Source organism: uncultured Microbulbifer sp., from assembly GCF_947498635.1.
GTDB classification, from domain to species: Bacteria; Pseudomonadota; Gammaproteobacteria; order Pseudomonadales; family Cellvibrionaceae; genus Microbulbifer; species Microbulbifer echini.
The window spans coordinates 16751-35649 of sequence record NZ_CANMKV010000041.1 but is presented as its reverse complement, the minus strand read 5'-3'; the positions used below and the strand labels follow the sequence as shown (position 1 = coordinate 35649).

Annotated in this window: 15 protein-coding genes; 6 read left to right on the top strand and 9 right to left on the bottom strand. The window is 53.9% G+C overall.

All coding sequences use genetic code 11. From position 1 onward, the window contains the following. Window positions 1-151 precede the first annotated feature (151 nt). Window positions 152-319, bottom strand: coding sequence for a hypothetical protein (locus tag Q1A69_RS16870; RefSeq protein ID WP_299587992.1), 168 nt, complete (start codon window positions 317-319; stop codon window positions 152-154). Between the two features lie 273 nt (window positions 320-592). Beyond that, window positions 593-1186 (bottom strand): hypothetical protein, encoded by a 594-nt coding sequence (locus Q1A69_RS16865; RefSeq protein ID WP_299587990.1) that lies wholly within the window; start codon window positions 1184-1186, stop codon window positions 593-595. A 940-nt stretch (window positions 1187-2126) separates the two neighbouring features. Here Q1A69_RS16865 and Q1A69_RS16860 point away from each other — a divergent pair. After that, window positions 2127-3107 (top strand): LysR family transcriptional regulator, encoded by a 981-nt coding sequence (locus Q1A69_RS16860; protein ID WP_299587988.1) that lies wholly within the window; start codon window positions 2127-2129, stop codon window positions 3105-3107. 62 nt (window positions 3108-3169) lie between these two features. Here the strand turns inward: Q1A69_RS16860 and Q1A69_RS16855 are convergent, their stop codons facing one another. Together Q1A69_RS16855 and Q1A69_RS16850 are read right to left on the bottom strand one after the other, a co-directional pair. Further along, on the bottom strand, window positions 3170-3535 hold the full coding sequence (locus Q1A69_RS16855) for a VOC family protein (RefSeq protein WP_299587985.1): 366 nt from the start codon (window positions 3533-3535) through the stop codon (window positions 3170-3172). Between the two features lie 208 nt (window positions 3536-3743). After that, complete coding sequence (locus tag Q1A69_RS16850; protein ID WP_299587982.1) at window positions 3744-4967, bottom strand: CaiB/BaiF CoA-transferase family protein; 1224 nt, start codon at window positions 4965-4967, stop codon at window positions 3744-3746. A 142-nt stretch (window positions 4968-5109) separates the two neighbouring features. Between Q1A69_RS16850 and Q1A69_RS16845 the strand changes: the two genes are divergently transcribed. Continuing rightward, window positions 5110-5427, top strand: coding sequence for a DUF962 domain-containing protein (locus tag Q1A69_RS16845; protein ID WP_299587980.1), 318 nt, complete (start codon window positions 5110-5112; stop codon window positions 5425-5427). A gap of 6 nt (window positions 5428-5433) precedes the next feature. Here Q1A69_RS16845 and Q1A69_RS16840 read toward each other — a convergent pair whose 3' ends face one another. Beyond that, window positions 5434-6858: a TyrR/PhhR family helix-turn-helix DNA-binding protein gene (locus Q1A69_RS16840; protein WP_299587978.1), complete on the bottom strand. Its 1425-nt coding sequence runs from the start codon at window positions 6856-6858 to the stop codon at window positions 5434-5436. Window positions 6859-7051: 193 nt separating this feature from the next. On the opposite strand from Q1A69_RS16840, the gene phhA reads away from it, so the two are divergent. The 3 genes from phhA (at window position 7052) to Q1A69_RS16825 (ending at window position 9902) form a co-directional block, all read left to right on the top strand. After that, a complete protein-coding gene (gene phhA / locus Q1A69_RS16835) occupies window positions 7052-7858 on the top strand; it encodes a phenylalanine 4-monooxygenase (protein ID WP_299587975.1) in 807 nt (268 codons plus the stop codon). A 311-nt stretch (window positions 7859-8169) separates the two neighbouring features. Next, on the top strand, window positions 8170-8646 hold the full coding sequence (locus Q1A69_RS16830) for an Lrp/AsnC family transcriptional regulator (protein WP_299587972.1): 477 nt from the start codon (window positions 8170-8172) through the stop codon (window positions 8644-8646). An 86-nt stretch (window positions 8647-8732) separates the two neighbouring features. Beyond that, window positions 8733-9902 carry a cation:proton antiporter gene (locus Q1A69_RS16825; RefSeq protein ID WP_299587969.1) on the top strand — a complete coding sequence of 390 codons (1170 nt, stop codon included), beginning with the start codon at window positions 8733-8735 and terminating at the stop codon, window positions 9900-9902. A gap of 28 nt (window positions 9903-9930) precedes the next feature. Here the strand turns inward: Q1A69_RS16825 and Q1A69_RS16820 are convergent, their stop codons facing one another. The 4 genes from Q1A69_RS16820 to Q1A69_RS16805 all read right to left on the bottom strand — a co-directional run bounded on the left by Q1A69_RS16820 (window position 9931) and on the right by Q1A69_RS16805 (window position 17275). Next, entirely contained in the window at window positions 9931-11070 is a 1140-nt protein-coding gene (locus Q1A69_RS16820; protein ID WP_299587967.1) for a manganese-dependent inorganic pyrophosphatase, read from the bottom strand. A gap of 388 nt (window positions 11071-11458) precedes the next feature. Beyond that, a complete protein-coding gene (locus Q1A69_RS16815) occupies window positions 11459-14608 on the bottom strand; it encodes an efflux RND transporter permease subunit (RefSeq protein ID WP_299587965.1) in 3150 nt (1049 codons plus the stop codon). Continuing rightward, a complete protein-coding gene (locus Q1A69_RS16810; protein WP_299587963.1) occupies window positions 14601-15839 on the bottom strand; it encodes an efflux RND transporter periplasmic adaptor subunit in 1239 nt (412 codons plus the stop codon). The genes Q1A69_RS16815 and Q1A69_RS16810 overlap by 8 nt, the downstream gene beginning before the upstream one ends. Continuing rightward, complete coding sequence (locus tag Q1A69_RS16805; protein ID WP_299587960.1) at window positions 15839-17275, bottom strand: efflux transporter outer membrane subunit; 1437 nt, start codon at window positions 17273-17275, stop codon at window positions 15839-15841. The genes Q1A69_RS16810 and Q1A69_RS16805 overlap by 1 nt, the downstream gene beginning before the upstream one ends. Before the next feature lie 309 nt (window positions 17276-17584). On the opposite strand from Q1A69_RS16805, the gene Q1A69_RS16800 reads away from it, so the two are divergent. After that, a complete protein-coding gene (locus tag Q1A69_RS16800; protein ID WP_299587957.1) occupies window positions 17585-18769 on the top strand; it encodes an acyl-CoA dehydrogenase in 1185 nt (394 codons plus the stop codon). The last annotated feature ends 130 nt before the right edge of the window (window positions 18770-18899 follow it).

Here is an 18899-nt window from a genome sequence, read left to right as displayed (position 1 = left end):
AAGAAGCTAAAAAGCAAAGTGCTTTCTCACATGAGAATGTTACAAAAGAAACCTGCGCGTGTAGCATCCTACTTCCGACATGAATCGATTAAATATGCAGCATAACAGAACTATTTGTCCGCCGGGTTAATAATCACACCCAGAGTTACCATCAGTCAGAATAACCTATGTCTACCTTCTGAGCCCTCCAGAACAAACCATCAACGTAGGCAGCCGCAGTATCATCAATACTATTTGAAAAAATGGATACCCTCCTCTTATCCACATTAAATAGTTTAAATAAAACTAAAACATTTCCGTCATCATTTCTGCTTATCATCAACCAAAAATCTCCCTCACAGCCCAGGCTTGCGCCTCCCCCTCCCCTTAAGCCAAACAGAAATAGCCACCAATGCAGACATCAATAACATTATTCCCCCAACCTAGTTAGAACCAACACTCCAAAACCAATCAAACCTATCCCCACCAGCTTCCGGCCCCAGGCTGAAACCCCAGAACCAGAAGCTATAAAAATATAATGAAAAAATATCCAGTGACAATAAACTTTTACCTGCAACCTAAAATCAAATATCTGCCACCCCAATCCATTGATCTAGTCGCAATCATAGGCAATGCCACGCCCATAAATCTCAGACACCGAGTATTGGTAATCCCCCCCAGAGGCGATAATTTTAATTCGGTCGGTTGCAAAGGGAGGGACAGAATCGATTGAGTTTCGTTTTGTTACTCCCCACTGGTTAGTGGGCCCCGCTTCCCAGGCGCTCTGCCAGGTATCATTTTCATCTAGGTAATACAAAGTATAGATATCGTTGTTATCTGCCTGAATCTTGAGCTGGATAATTAAATAGATTCTATCCAGAGTAATGATAATTTCATTATTACTGGATTCGGCAACACGGGCATCCCACCAAATAGTATCTTGGCTCCACGGATGCTTCTCAGAGAAGTAGGCATCGTCGGTTAAGGAGCTGGCTGCGGGCAAGGGCGTGCTAAACGATGAGGTATAGGAACCACCAGGAGGTAGCGTTGATGTCACACCGAATGTACCCACAAGCCACACAGGCTGCTCGTAAAGGACATTCTTATATCCCTCATTAGTACACTCAGCTGCCATTCCACCGGCTGAGCACAGGGTAATGGAGGTTGCCAATAGCAGCTGAGAGGCGGCTCTGGATAAATCATACATGGTATATCTCCCTTATTTCACCTTATTAAACCATCGCAATAAATAAAAAATCTGTTTTTTAGAAAAATGCTTACACAGCAGCAAGCATTAACCAACAACCACACAAAATAAATTTATGAGAAAATTAAACGGTACAATCCTAAAGGCCACTTAGAAAAAAATACAAATCCAACCCCTAAAACCACCTGTCACTTAGGGCAATTTATCAGCCGGGCTTTTTAAGCCATTTTTTAATATTCAGCAGTCAACCTTCTGGCGCCTCATAACAGACTATCAGAAATTTTATACTATCAATTTTACGACTCAAATAATGTTAAGAACTTTTCAACAAACTCAGAATAGAAGGTGCGATATGCTAGAGTCAATTCATCTTTTTGTAACTTTATGTTCCATAAAACAGAATTCAACTTATGCCACCTTATTGATTTTGGCGCAACAATTTCGAACTCAACTATCAATTAGCACCCCTCTTGAAAGGTAAATTATATGCACCCCCTATACATTAATCGCATCTACTGCATTGCACTTCCCAGCCTACCCCCTTACTTCCCTGTTCCCTTACCCCACTCTTCTGGGGAATCATGCTAGGGAATGCTAACAGACTAGTAATATATAAAAGCAAATTTCTTCTGAACGCTTTTATGAATTAATAACGACTCGGCTCAAGCATTGCCTGAGCATGAGTGACAACTCAATAAATAGTTTGGCTAGCAATTCATGCACATAATGACAACTTTAAGAGCACCACTAAAAAGTCACAGAGCGCACTCAGGATCTAAACTGTTACCTCCATCATTCCCTTCACCTTCAACATGATTTTTAGTTTCAGATAAAACCTTTTCCCGCTACAAAGACTATATAAAAGCGCTCCGTTGACGCACTCGATTATTATGGGTAATTTCCAATTTGAAGTATCAACCATATTAGAATTAATTTAAGTATGAAACGGAACCTCAGATCTATAGACCTAAATTTACTGCCTATATTCGAAGCTATTATGGAAAATCGGCAACTGACCAAGGCAGGAGAATGCTTGGGCATAAGCCCCCCGGCGATGAGCGCTGCCTTACAGCGATTGCGGCACACCATTGGGGATGAACTTTTTATCCGCAAGCGTAACGGCTTTACTCCCACCCCCAGAGCCGAGCGCTTATATATTACGGTGAAAGCAGCACTCAGCCAGATACGTGAAGAGATTGAAGAAAAAACAGAGTTTGATCCCGCACTAGAAAAGCGCAGCTTTAATATTATTGGTGGCGACTATGCGGAGATTATTTTCCTGGGCAACCTGCTCAACCACCTGGAATCGATTGCACCCAATATGACCATAAAGGTTGCGCCCTTAGAGGTGGGCGGCCTGGAAGAAAAAATGACGCATGGCATTTATGACTTCGCGCTCTACTACCAGCCGGTAAATTCCAATGAACTTCAAGCAGAGCATATCGCCTCGGACCGGCTGGTAGTGGTTGCCAAAAATAACCACCCCAGGATTCAATTGGCAATCACAAAGGAGCAGTTTACTGCGGAAAAGCACGTTACTTTACACCAAAATAAATCTGGAGTTACACACTTAGAGAACCATACGGGGGAGTGGGGAGACGATCCCTCAGACAAAACGGAAAGCTCAGTTGATCAGTTAGGCCGCAAAGTAGCTGTGCGGGTGTCACACTTCCAAAATATGATCCCGGTTATTCTGAACACCAACTATTTGTGTACCATGCCTGAAGGTATGGCGCAGCTATTTGCCAGACGAAACCCTATACAGATACTGCCTTTTCCAACACCTATAGCGCCACTCGATATCTACCTTGTATGGCCACACGTATCTAATAACGATATTGTTCATCGCTGGTTCCGCCAACAGGTAAAAGTTGCCACTAGCGCCAACAAAGCACTCAGTTCTGCAAACATTATTATTTGACACTGTTCGGCCACAGCGTTTCTGCGTTGTGGCCAGCCCCTGTCGCCCCTTTCTGTTAAAGACTAAACCAGCGCATTCACCTCAACCTTAATCCCCACCGGATCAAAAAATACCAGCGGCCTGAGGTTGCGGCCCGGTACATCCATTTGCCTGCAGGCAATGCCCATTGAATCCAATCGTTCTTTTATCGGCTGAAGATCATCCGTATGGAAAGCCACGTGATCCAGGTAGGGCTTAGCAGGTTGCTTTTCAGAAACCTCGCCTTCCATCAGGTGAACGATTGGTTTGCCGTTGCCGTAGAGCCAAAAACCATTGCTCTTGAAGTTCGGCCGCTCGCCTTCGGTGAGACCAAGGACTTGTATATAAAAATCTCGTACGCGCAACAGCTGATCTCGAGGTGCGGTGATATTGAAGTGGTCCAGTTGCATAACGCTTCCCTGTGCTATTCGTTTTAAAAGCCTAGGCAAGAAATCCCCCACTCTCGGCCCTATGAGGCTTGGATGCCAAATACAAACCTTAAGGGATGTATTCGCGGCGTGCCCCGAGAGCGAGGTATTCTTTGCCTCACTCCCAGCAATATCTGGCTCAATATCGTAATTTGAGTCCGGCTCAACAGGCTACCGGGCGATAATGTAATTAGACAACGCCATTACGCCGCAGCTGATTTATTTGCGCCTCATCTTGCCCCAATAAGTCGCGCAGAACCTCTTCAGTGTGCTCACCCAATACTGGCGGGGCCTGTTGATAATCGAGGGCCGATTCGGAGAAGATCACCGGGTTACGCACGGTTTTTACCTTTCCGGCTTGCGGGTGCTCCTGCTCCACCACCATGCCGCGTGCCTGCACCTGGGGATCGGCAAAAACCTCTTCCAGAGTATTAATTGGCCCACAGGGGACATGGGCATCGCTGAGCTTTTCCAACCACCAGGTGGAATTCTGCTGGCGGGTGGCGTTTTCGATTTGTGGTATCAGTTCATCGCGGGCCATGACACGTGAGGAGTTGCTCGCGTAAGCAGGGTTCTCAGCCAGCGGTTCTATACCAGCGATCTTACAGAAACGCCTGAACTGATCATCGTTGCCCACGGCCAACATAAAGTAGCCGTCTTGAGAAGGTACGGCCTGATAGGGCACAATATTGGGGTGGCCGGTACCCTGGCGCGCAGGGCTTTTACCGGAAGTAAGATAGTTCTGCGCCTGGTTGGCAAGCCAGGCTACCTGGGTATCCAGCAGGGCCAGGTCGATATGCTGCCCCACTCCAGTCTGCTGCCGATGTACCACGGCGGCAAGCACCGAGGAAACGGCATACATGCCCGTCATCAGGTCAGCGACCGCCACCCCCACTTTTTGCGGGCCGGCACCTGGCTGCCCCTCAGGAACACCTGTTACGCTCATCAACCCACCCATACCCTGAATCATGGCATCGTAGCCGGCACGGTTTTTATAGGGCCCGGTTTGGCCGAAGCCGGTAATGGAGCAATAAATAACACCGGGGTTAATCGCCTTGATGGAGTCATAATCCAAGCCGTATTTTTTGAGACCTCCCACCTTGTAATTTTCCAGAAGGATGTCGCAACGGGCGGCCATCTTTTTGATCAGGTCCTGGCCAGCTTCGGTGGTAATATCCACAGTAACGGATTTTTTACCGCGATTGGCACTCAGGTAATAGGCGGCATCGGCAGTGTCATTGCCCTCGGCATCTTTGAGGTAGGGAGGCCCCCAGTGGCGGGTGTCATCGCCACGCTCAGGGCGCTCTACTTTGATCACTTCCGCACCAAAATCGGCGAAAACCTGTCCGGCCCAGGGGCCTGCGAGAATACGACTGAGATCGAGTACCTTGAGATGCGCGAGTGGTCCTGCCATAACTTCCTCGTTTCGCTAATACGGGGTGTATCCCCGATACATTTTTGCGGCAGACTAACAGATATTACCGAGGGGCGCCCAACTTGGAAGACTGCGGAATTCGCCTTACACTGCTGGTGCAATAAAAATAAGGAGGCATAGCATGGCCGCTATAGAAGCCCAAAAATTCGAGTCTTTCCGCGACTTTTATCCGTTCTACCTGCAAGAGCACCGCAACCGAACCTGCCGCCGATTGCACTTTATTGGCACCAGCCTGGTGTTCGCTACCGTGATCGCCGCAATCACCACCGGCAATATGCTGTGGCTTGCCACTACCCCTTTAGCTGGTTACGGCTTCGCCTGGATTGGGCATTTCTTTTTTGAGCACAATCGCCCGGCTACTTTTAAGTACCCCTTTTACAGCTTTCTTGGGGACTTTGTGATGTTTAAGGATATGCTACTGGGGCGTATAGAGCGCTGAATCAGATTATTTCTTCTGCGCCGACAAACCGTATTTGCGCAGTTTGTTGGCGACTGCTGTATGGGAAATCCCCAACTCTTTGGCCAACTCCCTGGTGGAGGCTCGCCCCACCAATAACTCGCTGAGCAAAGATCGCTCCAGCTGCTCCATCATCTCCCTGTAACTAAGTCCTCTACCCCAGTCCCGCAAGGACAAACTTTTCTGCGCTGTTAAATCCGGCACATCCTCAAGAGCGATGGCGCTGGCTCTACGGCGCTCACAACTACCTGCAGCAGCCATCAAGTAGTCTCGCAGGCCATTAAAGTTTTCTGGCCAGTCCTGCCTCCGGATTAAATCGAGTACCTCCGCACCTATATCCGGCCTTTCCCGCTCAGGAAGCTCTTGCCTAAGCAGTGTTTCGGCAAAGCGCGGCAGCACCGGGCGCATATTACGCAGGGGCGGCAGTGTCATGCAGAGCGCACTAAATCGCTGAGCAAGGGCCGGCACCAAGGACTGGGGAGCGGTACAAGTGGCCACCAAGCGAATAGAAGAAGGCAGACTTCGCAAGTGGCGCAGTACGGCCAGTTGGGCTTCACTCCTTAAAAGGTGTAAGTCTTCCAGGATAAGCGTCCCACTGGCGCGCAAGTGTTTGGGTATTTCCAGTTTTCCGTCTTGCGGCACAATGCGATGGCAGTCCGCACGGGCAGCGGTAGGGGACAAATAGTGCACCGCGCAAGCAAAGGTAGTCTTGCCACTCCCCGCCTCACCGTAAATCAGCAGTGGCGAGCCCAGCTCGGCAAGATCCTGCAACTGCAGGCAACTCTCACGACGCAGATCAAAATCCCATAAAGCCACGGGCCGGGGAAGGCCTGCGATAAACTCACTTTTCTCCCACGGCTGCATACGCAAAACGGCTCCGGCAAGGGGATCCACATCTCCAGGCTTATCCAGAGCGATAGGCGACCAATCTACACGAAAATTTTGCCCACGCACCACCACCGGGAGACCATAACGGGGCACCGCAAAATCTCTCAGTAGTTCGGCCACCTGCATCAGCGGCAGGAAACGCTGTAACTGTAATCCGGGCACGCGGTCCAAGCTGACTCCAAAGGCACGTGCGGCGGCAACATTTGCCGCGATAACCCGGCCCGCGTGATCAACGCTTAGCACTGGGTCTGTAACATGCTGCAGTAATGTGTCCAGTTCAAAATAGCGCCGCTCCAGGGGCAGCAGGGATATACGCCTGACTCTCTGAACTCCGGGTACACGATAGAGGGACTTTTCAATGGTCTGGTACTGGGTGGCAAGCATCCCTGGCGCCAGCAAATAGACTTTGTCGCCACTGTCACCACCCAGCTCTCCCGAGGTGACATTAATGCGATATTCACCGAATATTTGCATAATTTCATGCAAAATGCCCACACGATTCGTACAGGTTATCTCAACTCTCACCGGCCCACCTGTAAACATTTCTTTACAGAAAGTGTAAAAGGTTTGTGGCAAAGAGCACAATACTTAGCTGCCAAGTCTCCCCTGAAGGCAGGACCCTGACTAAAAATACAGAAGACACATAACAACAAGGATTCAGCGGCACAGCCACAAGCCCCGTCACTAACCGGACTGGTGGGTCGCAGGAGACAAAATTATGAAAAAAGAAGCCGCCAAGAAGAGCACCAAGTATGTGGCTCGAGAGCCCAATACTGAAGGTTTTATCGAGTATACCGAGCAGGAACACCAAACCTGGCAGCGCCTGATTGAGCGCCAGCTGGATATTTTGCCGGGGCGTGCCTGCGATGAGTATATGCACGGTCTTGAGCTGCTCGACTTGCCCCGTGATCGCATCCCCCAACTCGAGGAAGTCTCCTCAGTACTGCGCCGGGAGACCGGCTGGGAAGTGGCGCGGGTGCCCGCATTGATCGGCTTCGAAACCTTCTTCGGCCTGCTCGCCGATCGCAAATTTCCGGTTGCCACCTTTATTCGCACCCCTGAGGAGTTCGATTACCTACAAGAGCCGGATATTTTCCATGAGATTTTTGGCCACTGCGCCATGCTGACTAACCCGGCCTTTGCCAATTTCACAGAGAAATACGGGCAGCTGGGCCTCAAGGCCAGCCCCAAAGAACGCGCCTACCTGGCACGGCTCTACTGGTTTACCGTGGAATTCGGCCTACTCAACACCGAGGATGGGTTACGTATCTACGGCGGTGGTATCCTTTCCTCGCCCAAGGAAACCCTGTACGCCTTCAGTAATCAGCCTGAGCGCTTCGACTTTACCGCGATCGATGCCCTGCGAACGCCGTACCGTATCGATATAGTACAGCCGATTTACTATGTGCTGAGCAGTCTACAGCAGCTGCAGGAACTCACCGAAATCGATCTGATGGCCAAGGTGCGCGAGGCCATTCAACTCGGTTTGTTCGAGCCCCGCTTCCCACCAAAGAACGCTGCCTGACGCATTGACCGGGCGCCACCGTGGCGCCAGGTTCGCCCCTTTGATTGAAACAGTACCACCCTCACCCACCCGCCAGCCCCCAATTCCCTTTTGCACAAAGTGCTCTCATTCACATTGCACTTGGGGAAAATTCCACTACCGGCGCAATTGCCCTGAGCCTATCGTTACGTCAGGTGGTAAAGGAGGAGGTAAACGACCTGCCAGCCTTGTAACCACCCAGAACATCAAATTACCGCCGGGGCAATGCCAGTGATGGCCCGAAAGGATACGCAGGGACACAAGGCCTTTGGTTATGGGAGCGCTGTAGCACTATGTCCTCACTTGACGCGATTGATAGGCACCTGCTCGCTATTCTGCAATCGGACGTCAGCCTTTCGATTGAGGAGCTGGCCGAGCGTGTAGGTCTAACCAAAACTCCTTGCTGGCGCCGGGTACAGAAGTTGGAGAAAAGCGGCATCATCCGCCGCAAAGTCGCACTGCTCAATGCGGAGATACTCGGCTTGCCAGTGTCGGTTTTTGCCCAAGTCAAAACCGACCAACATACGCCGGAATGGGCTGATGCTTTTTCCAAACATGTGGCACAGCTCCCTGAGGTGGTGGATTGTTACCGCATGGCTGGAGATTACGACTACCTTCTCAGGGTGGTTGTGGGCGATATCTCCGCCTATGACCGCTTTTACAAGGAGTTGATCCGGCACGTAGGCATCAGCGATATCATTTCAAACTTTGCCCTGGAGCAAATCAAAAGTACCACTGAGTTACCCATTCCCTCGGAAAATCCAGAGTAATTCCGAGGGGGCCGCATCGCGAAGGGTTTAGCTGTTCGCCCATCTGTGGATAATGATGAGATCTCGCTCACTCTCAAGGATGACCTGTGGCGGACAGCTCTCTATTTCAATCCTTCTTTCTAATTTTTAGCGGCGCGGCAATTGTCGCCACCTTGGCGCTTTTTGGACGCCAACCCTTACTCGTTGCCTATATCGCTCTCGGTGTTTTACTGGGACCGTCGGGGTTGGCGGTGATCGACAACCTGCGCCTACTTTCGGATATGTCCAGCGTGGGGATCATTTTCCTATTGTTTCTCTTAGGGCTGGATATGCAACCGCAAGCACTGGCCTCTGTGCTGCGCAAAGCCACTTTTGTAGGCATTCTGAGCTGTGCCATTTTTCTCGGAATTGGTTTTTGCATCGGCCAATTATTTGGTTTTACGACTACAGAAAGCTGGATCATTGGTATGGCCCTGATGTTCTCCAGCACGATTATCGGTATCAAACTGCTCCCCACCACGGTATTGCACCACAAGAAACTCGGAGAGTTAATGGTGGGCCTGCTGTTATTCCAGGATTTTGTCGCCATCGTCTGCTTGATGATCCTGCTGAGCGACAGCAGTGGGGATGTGCACCTTGGGCAGATAGCCCTGTCTTTCGGTGCCCTACCACTGTTGGTGGCTTTTGCCTGGGTCGTGGTGAAGTACTTGCTATTGCCGCTGTTTAGCCGTTTCGATCGCTTTCACGAGTATGTATTTTTGATGGCGTTGGGCTGGTGCATGGGTATGGCCGAGCTTGCTGAAACCTTAGGGTTATCGCGGGAGATCGGCGCTTTTATCGCCGGTATTACCCTCGCGGCAAGCCGTATTTCCCAATACATTGCCCTCAACCTGAAACCCCTTCGGGACTTCTTTTTAATCCTGTTTTTCTTTAGCTTGGGCGCCCAGTTTAAACTCGCCATGCTGCCAGAAATTCTGCTGCCGGCGCTGGTGACCGCAGCGGTGGTATTGCTGGCCAAGCCGGTGGTCTTCCGATACCTACTGGGGGGGCACAGTGAGCTCAAATTACTGGCCTGGGATATCGGTTTCCGCCTGGGGCAGATCAGCGAATTCTCCCTGCTGATAGCCCTGCTCGCCTTTGGACAGAACCTGATCGGGAGCGAGGCCTCTCACTTAATACAAGCCACCGCCATTCTGACCTTTCTGGTTTCCTCTTACATTGTGGTGATGAACTTCCCCAATCCCATTGCCACCAAGGACGAACTGCGCAGGGATTAACTCCGCACAATTGCCGCAGCACACCCAATCAATCGGCCCCTAGTTTCTCTACGGCTCTTTGAATAGAGGGTCCAATTTGGCGTTTGCGCGAGATCACACCGTCAGCAACCAGCATGTCGTCCTTGATGTCTCCACCAAAAGCCGAGACCACGATATGCTTGTCCTCATCATCACCCCAGAGCAAATAAGATTTATTGTCTCGGGTATCGACAATCGCAAAGATCAAGTGATCAACACCACTCTCTTTTTTCTGCGCTTCTATGGCAGATTTAAGTTCATATCGCCGGTTAATCAACTGCTGAGCGGTCAGCGTTTCAGCAACGCCAATGCCGACCTTTTTCCCACCGAACTCGAAATTCTTGTAATCGAGTAAAACGATATCCCTGGCCGACAATCCACCTAAATCAGACTTCGCGAGCAACATGCGCTCTGCAAGCTGATTGATATCAGCTATGCCCGCTCTCTTTGCCAGTTTTTGGGCATAAGCCTTGTCGTATACAATAGTGGTCGGTGATGTCAGGTTAACCGTATCCGAAAGAATCGCCGCAAGCCCCATACACGCGAGCGGAACCGGTAGCTCAATGCCCAGCTTCTGCGCATGGTCCACCAAGATTGTTGCCGTCGATCCCCAAGGTCTGATTTCAATGGTAATCACATTCGGAATATTGATCGGCGACCCGCCGATCGCGTGATGGTCGATGATGGCTGCGATCGAGTCCGGATCAGTGCCGGGTGGTAACTGGGTGCTCTGATTGAAGTCGACCAACCCCGTCGTCATACCAGAGAAATCCTCAATGACCTCAGGCTCGTCGACATCACACTCGTCAATCGCGAAACGAGATTCCGGGTTAAGTGCACCGGGCAGCCCTGGCTTGCCCCCGTAAATAAAGGCCGCGAGCAAGCTTGCAGCAAACGAGTCGGTATCGGGGATTGTATGCCCCGTCCAAACCAGGTTCTCCCGGCCCGCTAACTCCTTGCGCAGAAAATCCGCGGGGACACCGGTGGAGGGGTTATCCTGACCCCGCTCCGTGGCACCGATTTCAACCGAGACTACAGGGAAACTCAAAAGCAAACTGAGTGGTAGGGCTACCGCTGTACCAAGCAAATACAGAAGACCGGCTATGGGACGCTCACCTGATATCGACAAGCTTGAAATTAGAATTTTCATTGTCACCCTCGACAATAACTTGCCAACGGAATCCTTTGAGACTTATTAAAGGCTGCCTAGCCTGTAAGCTAGGTTGTTTCTCGATCGAAATAATTGTTGTCACGTCCGACAAAACGACGCTTATACCCAAGATTCGGTCACCAGAGGGTTGATCGTGCTCACTGCCTTTTCTCGGATTGACCACTTATGACGGAAGAAAAACTAACCCACTCTCTAGTTCCGTACTATAGACAACTCCCTAACGCTCATTGAACTGGTTGGTGTGATTCACGTATCCCTTAGCGGTTAATCTTGATCATGCATCTTCCCTGCACAATCTCCATTAGGACACACTGCGCAGGAGAGGCCTGCGCAGTTGACGCCATGAATCAGCAGAAGCACATCATCTTCACGCCCGAACCAATCCGGAGAGGGACTTAGCCGCGTTTTTCAAACGCATCAGCAGCCATGGGATATCTTTACCGAGCATCAAATACAGACAGGGGACTAACAGCAGCGAAATAGCGGTGGCGGCTAGAATCCCGTAACCGAGGGAGATCGCCATGGGGATCATAAAGCGCGCCTGCACCGAGGTTTCAAAAATCATCGGCATCAAGCCGCAGAATGTGGTCACCGTAGTCAACACGATCGGGCGGAAGCGGCGTGCCGCCGCCCGCTTAATTGCCGTCTCCAGATCAACCCCCTCGCTGCGCAGCCGATTGCTGTATTCAATCATTACCAGAGTGTCATTGATCACCACCCCCGCGAGCGCCACCATACCCAGCAGGCTTACCATACTGAGGCCGTAACCCATGCCCAAATGACCGAGTAAAGCGCCAATTACCCCAAAAGGAATGGCGATCATTACAATAAGCGGCTGAATATAACTTTTCAGCGGAATTGCCAAAAGCAGGTACAGCACGGCCATCGCCAGCAGGAAAGTGAGCCCCAGCGAGGCGAGCCCTTCCCGCTCATCCGCCTGGCGGCCCTCATAGGAAATCGCGAGGCCGGGAAACTCTGCCTGCAACTGCGGCATCACGCTGTTATCCAGGGCATTAATCACCAAGGCCGCCTGGTCGCTGGGCTCCACATTGGCGGTAACCGTAGTTACCCTACGCCCTTCGCGGCGATTAATCTTGGCATAGGCACGCCCTTGATCTATCTCGACAAGATCAAGAAGTGGCAACCACAGACCATTATTCGCGCGGATCATAATATTGTGTACATCGTCCAAGGTGATCCGCTCGCTCTCCGGCAAACGCACCATCACCTTGACCTGATCTCGACCGCGCTGTTGACGCAGTGCCTCGGCCCCATAAAGAGCGGCGCGCAACTGGCGACCGATTTCTTCGGCCGAAACGCCCAAACTCTTGGCCGTTTCTGTCAGGGTCAGGTCCAGCTGAGTTTTACCCAGCGAGATACCCGCATCGATGTCGCTCACATTGGGGAATTGCTCTAGCTCACTGGCCAGACGCAATGCGGCCCCCTCCAGAATATCAGTATCTGTGTGGCGTAGCTCTACGGTAAGGGAAGAGCCGGCACCGGGTCCGCCGCGATCAGAGGCGGTGATGGCACTGAGCGAGCCCGCGATCGGCCCCACTTCCCGGCGCCACTGGCGCACAAACTCCCCGGTTGAGAAGGGGCGCTGATCCGCTGCAACAAAATAGGTGTCCACCTGAACCGCATCATCCCCGATCAAACCTCGACTTCCGAGAAAAACCTGATCGCGGTCATACTGCTCGAGCACTTTATCGGCGGCCTCGATAATCTGCGCCCTCGCCTTCTCCAACTGAAACTGGGCGGTGCCAGTGGGAAAGGTCACGGCAAAACGGCCGGAATCCCGCTCCACTCTCGGCATCAGGGTAAAGCCCATACGACCACTGGCCGCGTAGCCTCCAACCACCAGCAAAATGGCAATAGCCACGGCAATGGTGCTATAGCGGTGCGCCACACACCGATTCAGAAACGGCCGGAAACGCCGCTGTACAAAGCGGTCCAGCCCTCGCGCCAACAGTTTCTGCCGTGCGGCAAAACGCCGGGCCCGCGGGCTCTTATAGTGACGGCGGGAGTGGGCTAAATGCGCCGGCAGAATAAACAGCGCCTCCACCCAGGAAATAATAAATACCGAGCCCACCACAAAGGGAATAACCCCAAAAATTTTGCCCATAAATCCGGGTAACGCCATCAGGGGAATAAAGGCGACGATATTGGTGAGGATGGCAAAAGTGAGTGGTACCGCCACCTGGCGCGCACCGGCGATGGCAGCCTCCAGGTTGCTATAGCCCTTCTGGCGCCACTCATGGATATTCTCCCCGGCGATAATCGCATCATCCACCACGATACCCAGGGCGATGATAAAGGCGAACATACTCACCATACTGATCGAGACGTCCAGCCCGGGCAGGAACAACAGCGACCCGAGGAAACTAGTGGGAATACCCAGCGTGACCCAAAACGCCAGGCGCAGCTCCAAAAAGGCACCGAGCACGACAAACACCAATAGAAGGCCGATAAAACCGTTTTTCAGCAGTAGGGAGAGGCGCTCTTTAAAGATCTCGGAATCGTCATCGCGAATGGTCAAAGTCACCCCCGGCGGCAGGTTTTCCCTGACATCCTCGATCACCTCCCGCGCCGCTTCGCTGACACTCATCGGTGTTTGATCGCCCACGCGATACACTTTGATACTGACCGCGGGCTCACCGTTAAACACCATATTGCGCGCCTCGTCTTCGAGGGCATCGCTGACATTGGCCATATCGCGCAAATAGACTGGGCCGCCACCGCTGCCGCGGGTGACCACCACATCGCCAAACTCCCGCGCCCAATCACGCCGCTCGGTGACCCGTACCAGAATCTCGCCTGCATCGGACTTCACACTGCCGGAGGGAATATCCACCGCGGCATTCTTTACCGTGGCAGCCACCTCGGCCAGGGTGAGGCCGTAGCGCCGCAGGTCATCGCGGCGAATCTCAATCGCCACTTCCAGGTTGCGCATACCGCGCGTCTCCAGCTGGGTGATGCCCCTGTGGGCCTCCAGCTTGTCGTATACCTGCATCGCCAGGGCGCGCAGACTGCGGTCATCCAGATCACCATGCAGGACAAGATCCAGCACATCGCGCTTACGCTCGGCCAGGCTTACCTGGGGGCGTTCGATATCGCCGGGAAAGGTTGAGACCGAATCGATAGCCTGTTGGATGTTCTGATAAACCAAGTTGGCGTCCGCATCGCCCTCCAGCTCCAAGATTAAAGAGGCACTGCCCTCATTGGCAGCGCCGCGCATCTCCTTAATTCCCACAATGCCCTGTACCGCCTGCTCAGCGGCCACCAGCACGCCCCGCTCCACCTCCTCCGGACTGGCGCCGGGATAGGAGATAGAAACCGACACCATATCCAGGCTGAACTCGGGAAAGACCTCTTTTTTGACCACCAGAGAAAAGGCCAGGCCACCGACAATCAAAACAAGCATCAGCAAATTTGCGGTGACATGGTTGCGCGCCATCCAGGCAATGGCGCCGCGGCGAGTGTCTATGCCGGCCTCATTTCTATTGCGCTCAGTCATTGGCGCCTCCGGCTTTCCGCCCCTGGGGACCGAGCTCCGAAGTCTTGGGTACTGAGGCGGCGGCCTCCGCGGGCAGACCCTCGCCCCGCGGGGCATCCGCAGCAACCCGCACCGGCATACCATCGGTGACCGTGATCAGGCGGGTAGTTACCAGGGTCTCACCACCGCTGAGGCCACTCTCAAGTACAGCGAAGTTGTCACTGATATAAGCGACAGCAACAGGCAGGATATTTGTACGGTTGTCCCGCACTACCCAGACCAGATTGCCATCCTGCAAAGCGGTCAGGGGGATACGCACCAGCGCCTTCTCGCTTCGAGAGACAATGTCCACCCGAGCAAGGTCGTTGAGTAAGAGCTGCGGCTGGGAGGGATTCAATACCGACAGGGGGTCATCCAGCTCGACCAAAACCCGCGCGAGGCGCCCCTGCTCCTCCAGGACCGGAATCACCCGAACAAACTCTCCCTGGCGATAGATGCCGGCAGGCCACTGGCTTCCATAAATACGCACCTCTGTATCACCACTGGTTAAGCGGTGTAGCTGCGAAGCGGGCACTTCAACAGCAATCTGGAAGCGGCTGGCACTGGCCAGGCTGTAAAGCGTATTGCCCGGAGAGACGCGATCACCCACATCCACATTCCGCTCCACTACCAAGGCGTCGAACGGAGCGCGCAATTCGGTGAGACGGAGATTGCGCTGCGCCAGTGCCACCTCGACCTCTGCCGCCTGCACGGCGGCCTCAGCTGCGGCCTGCTGCGGCTCTCTCAGTACCAATGCGCGGTCCGCATCACCGAGCGTGCTACCGAGCAGCGCGTACTCCTCTTGTGCCACCTGCTGCTGCCCTCTTTCCTGCTGCAGCTCCGCACGGCGCCCGGCCAGGGTGCTCTGCGCGGATTTCAGGGCCAGTTGATAGGGCTCAGTGTCTATGCGCAGCAAGATTTGCCCCTCGGGCAACACCGCTCCCGGTCCCAGGTCGTAGTCGAGCCACTCCACCTGCCCATCCACTAAAGACTGCAACTCCGCCAATTCGCGCGCGGTCACCTTCCCCAGTGCGCTCAGGGTAACCGGGAAGCTGCCCTGCTCGGCCACGGCGATGTCCACCGTCGGCGGTGGGGCTTTGCGCTCCCCGCGAGTGACCCTAGGCTTCTCCTGCATCATCCAGCTGGCCAGTACAAATGCTGATAACAGCAGGCCAACCGGTATCAACAGGCGCGGTTTGAACTTCTTTAACATCAGCTATTTCCCTCCAGGTACAGCTCCAGATCTACAGGCCCCGGCGCGGGCAGGTCTTTCTGGGGCAATCCCCCGGAGAGTGCGCGATATAGGGTGACTCGGTTTTGCAATCGCTGACGCTCGGCGGACAACACTTCCCGCGCCAGGCTCTGCTGTTCAATGGTTGCCGTGAGCAGATTGAGAAAATCGACAGCACCGCGGATATAGGCCCGGTTGCGCCGCTCCACGATCAGAGCAGACAACCGCTCGCGCTCGCGCAAGTGTGCCAGTTCCTGGGACAAAGCACGCTCGCGAATCAGGGCCTGCTCAACCTCTGACAGCGCCTGATTTACCGTTTCCCGATACTGCGCCCAGCCCTCCTGTAACACCGCATCCTGTTGCTCTCGTGCCGAAACCAGTGCGCCGCCATCGAAGATGACCCCTTCAATAGAGGCGGCAATCGCCAGTAACCAGTTCTCGGTAATGTCACTGATCAGGCTCGTGCCATTGCTGGCCACGGCGGAGAGGCTCAACGTCGGCAAGCGGTTCGCCCAGGACTGATCGGCGAGGTGATAATCTTGCAACAGCTTGCGCTGCGCTTCGCGCACATCCGGGCGCCGGAGTAGTAACTGGGAGGGAATCCCTGTATCGGGCAGGGCTGGTAACAGAGGCAGGTTCGCCTCCCTGTGAATATAACTGTGCAATTGAGAGGGGGTAATACCGAGCAAAGTCGCCAGCTGCACTTCGAGCACATCAATATTGGCACCGGCTTGCTCTAGCTCCTGTTCAGAGCGCTGTATGAGCTGACGCTGCTGCAGTACATCGGCGGCATCACTGACGCCGCGCCCAAAGCGCAACTCCAGCACTTGCAGGGACTGGCGATTGGTTTCCAGTTGTTGTAGCAGCAGGTCGCGCTGCCCCCACTGTTCGCGCAACTCCAACCAGTTGGACGATACCTCCGCGGCGAGGCTTAAAGAGGCTGTTTGTAAATTTTGTTCCTGGGCCAGGAAACCCGCTTCGGCGGCACTGGCACCAGCGCGCACCCGCCCCCACAGATCAACCTCGTAACTGGCGGCGATACGGGTGCTCCAGCTGTTGCCCTCGTTCGAGGGGGCGGTGAATTCACCGGAAGAGTAGCGCTGCTCGGTATTTTCAATCCGCGCGGTCAACCTCGGCCATAGGCCGGAGCGGGCCCCACGCGCTGCGGCGGCCGCCTGGCGCAGGCGCCAGTAACTGGCCTGCAGATTCGGGTTGTCCCCCAGGGCCAGCGCCACCAGCTGGTCGAGCTGAGGATCTTCAAACCCGCGCCACCAGCGCACCTCGGCCACCACGCTGCCACTATCACTAAACGCCACTGGCAGCGGCAAAATATTTTGCGGCGGAACAGCTTCGGGAGGTGCTGTTGTACAGCTGGCCAACAGCGGAACACAAATTGCCAAAACACGGGGAAAGCGCAAGAAAAATCACCGTAAATGAATTTAAATCTAGAAAAAACAGGGAATTATTGCGTGCATTATCCGCTCGTCAAAATACCTCGCAATGCGTTTTACCCTTGTTTACACAGTGACTTTAAACTCAGCTTAAATTTTGCCGCCTGCGGGAGTGCCCCGGCGCGGCGACTTCGGTATGATGCGCCACAATAACTGAATGGTCACCGGGATTTGTCGCGGGGCTCTTGCCGAGGCCCCTGTCAAAATCCAGCAGGTTTTGCCGGACTGGCGGCGGGCCCCGGTGCCGATTAATAACGGAAGTAGAAGAGACAAGCCATGAGTAAACATCAGCCACTCGCCCACTGGGACGATATCCTGCTGCTGGATCAGCAATTGACCGACGAAGAGCGTATGGTGCGCGACGCCGCGCGCGAATACTGCCAGAACAAGCTGATGCCGAGGGTTTTGGAGGCCAACCGCCACGAAATTTTCGACCGCGAAATCATGCGAGAGATGGGTGAGCTGGGCCTGCTGGGCTCCACCATCGAAGGCTATGGCTGTGCCGGTCTCAACTATGTTTCCTACGGCCTGGTAGCACGAGAAGTCGAGCGCGTAGACTCCGGTTACCGCTCCGCCATGAGTGTGCAGTCCAGCCTGGTCATGCACCCCATCTACGCCTACGGCAGCGAAGAACAGAAACAGAAATACCTGCCGAAACTCGCCAGCGGTGAGTGGGTCGGCTGCTTCGGCCTGACCGAGCCCGATGCAGGTTCCGATCCCGGCGGCATGAAGACTCGCGCTAAAAAAGTGGACGGCGGCTACCGTATCAGCGGCGCCAAGATGTGGATCACCAACAGCCCCATCGCCGACGTCTTTGTGGTTTGGGCGAAGGATGACGAAGATATCATCCGCGGTTTTGTGCTTGAGAAAGGCATGGAAGGACTATCCGCCCCGAAGATCGAGGGCAAGTTCTCCCTGCGCGCCTCCATCACCGGCGAGATCGTGATGGACAATGTCTTCGTTCCCGAAGAAAACAAATTCCCTGAAGTCGGCGGCCTGCGCGGTCCCTTCGGCTGCCTAAACCGCGCCCGCTACGGTATCTCCTGGGGTGCCATGGGTGCCGGTGAGTTCTGCTGGCACGCGGCCCGCCAGTACGGCCTGGACCGCAAGCAGTTCAACCGCCCGCTGGCCCAGACCCAGCTCTTCCAGAAAAAACTGGCCGACATGCAAACTGAGATCACCCTGGGCTTGCAGGCGTCCCTGCGCGTTGGTCGCATCATGGACGAGAACAAGCAGTTCGACCCCACCATGATCTCTCTGGTGAAGCGCAATAACTGTGGCAAAGCCCTGGATATTGCACGTATTTCCCGCGATATGCACGGCGGTAACGGCATCTCCGACGAATTCCATGTGATTCGCCACGTGATGAACCTGGAAGCCGTAAACACCTACGAAGGCACCCACGACGTGCATGCCCTGATCCTGGGCCGCGCTCAGACCGGCCTGCAGGCGTTCGTTTAAGGTCCACTGAGGCGCACCGGCAACCAGCGGGTGCGCCCCTCTCCATTGATTCCCGAGTATCCGATTTGGAAATGTCGTAATCCGTCCGGTTAGACGGCTTGTCTCTTAACCTGCAGCGTCGATCGCTCCC

Bases quoted from the DNA above. Each gene is read 5' to 3' on its own strand.
- Q1A69_RS16830 (WP_299587972.1), top strand. From the start codon at position 8,170: ATGTCCTCACTTGACGCGATTGATAGGCACCTGCTCGCTATTCTGCAA.
- Q1A69_RS16850 (WP_299587982.1), bottom strand. From the start codon at position 4,967: ATGGCAGGACCACTCGCGCATCTCAAGGTACTCGATCTCAGTCGTATT.
- Q1A69_RS16800 (WP_299587957.1), top strand. From the start codon at position 17,585: ATGAGTAAACATCAGCCACTCGCCCACTGGGACGATATCCTGCTGCTG.
- Q1A69_RS16865 (WP_299587990.1), bottom strand. From the start codon at position 1,186: ATGTATGATTTATCCAGAGCCGCCTCTCAGCTGCTATTGGCAACCTCC.
- Q1A69_RS16810 (WP_299587963.1), bottom strand. From the start codon at position 15,839: ATGTTAAAGAAGTTCAAACCGCGCCTGTTGATACCGGTTGGCCTGCTG.
- Q1A69_RS16820 (WP_299587967.1), bottom strand. From the start codon at position 11,070: ATGAAAATTCTAATTTCAAGCTTGTCGATATCAGGTGAGCGTCCCATA.
- Q1A69_RS16855 (WP_299587985.1), bottom strand. From the start codon at position 3,535: ATGCAACTGGACCACTTCAATATCACCGCACCTCGAGATCAGCTGTTG.
- phhA (WP_299587975.1), top strand. From the start codon at position 7,052: ATGAAAAAAGAAGCCGCCAAGAAGAGCACCAAGTATGTGGCTCGAGAG.
- Q1A69_RS16870 (WP_299587992.1), bottom strand. From the start codon at position 319: ATGATAAGCAGAAATGATGACGGAAATGTTTTAGTTTTATTTAAACTA.
- Q1A69_RS16815 (WP_299587965.1), bottom strand. From the start codon at position 14,608: ATGACTGAGCGCAATAGAAATGAGGCCGGCATAGACACTCGCCGCGGC.
- Q1A69_RS16845 (WP_299587980.1), top strand. From the start codon at position 5,110: ATGGCCGCTATAGAAGCCCAAAAATTCGAGTCTTTCCGCGACTTTTAT.
- Q1A69_RS16860 (WP_299587988.1), top strand. From the start codon at position 2,127: ATGAAACGGAACCTCAGATCTATAGACCTAAATTTACTGCCTATATTC.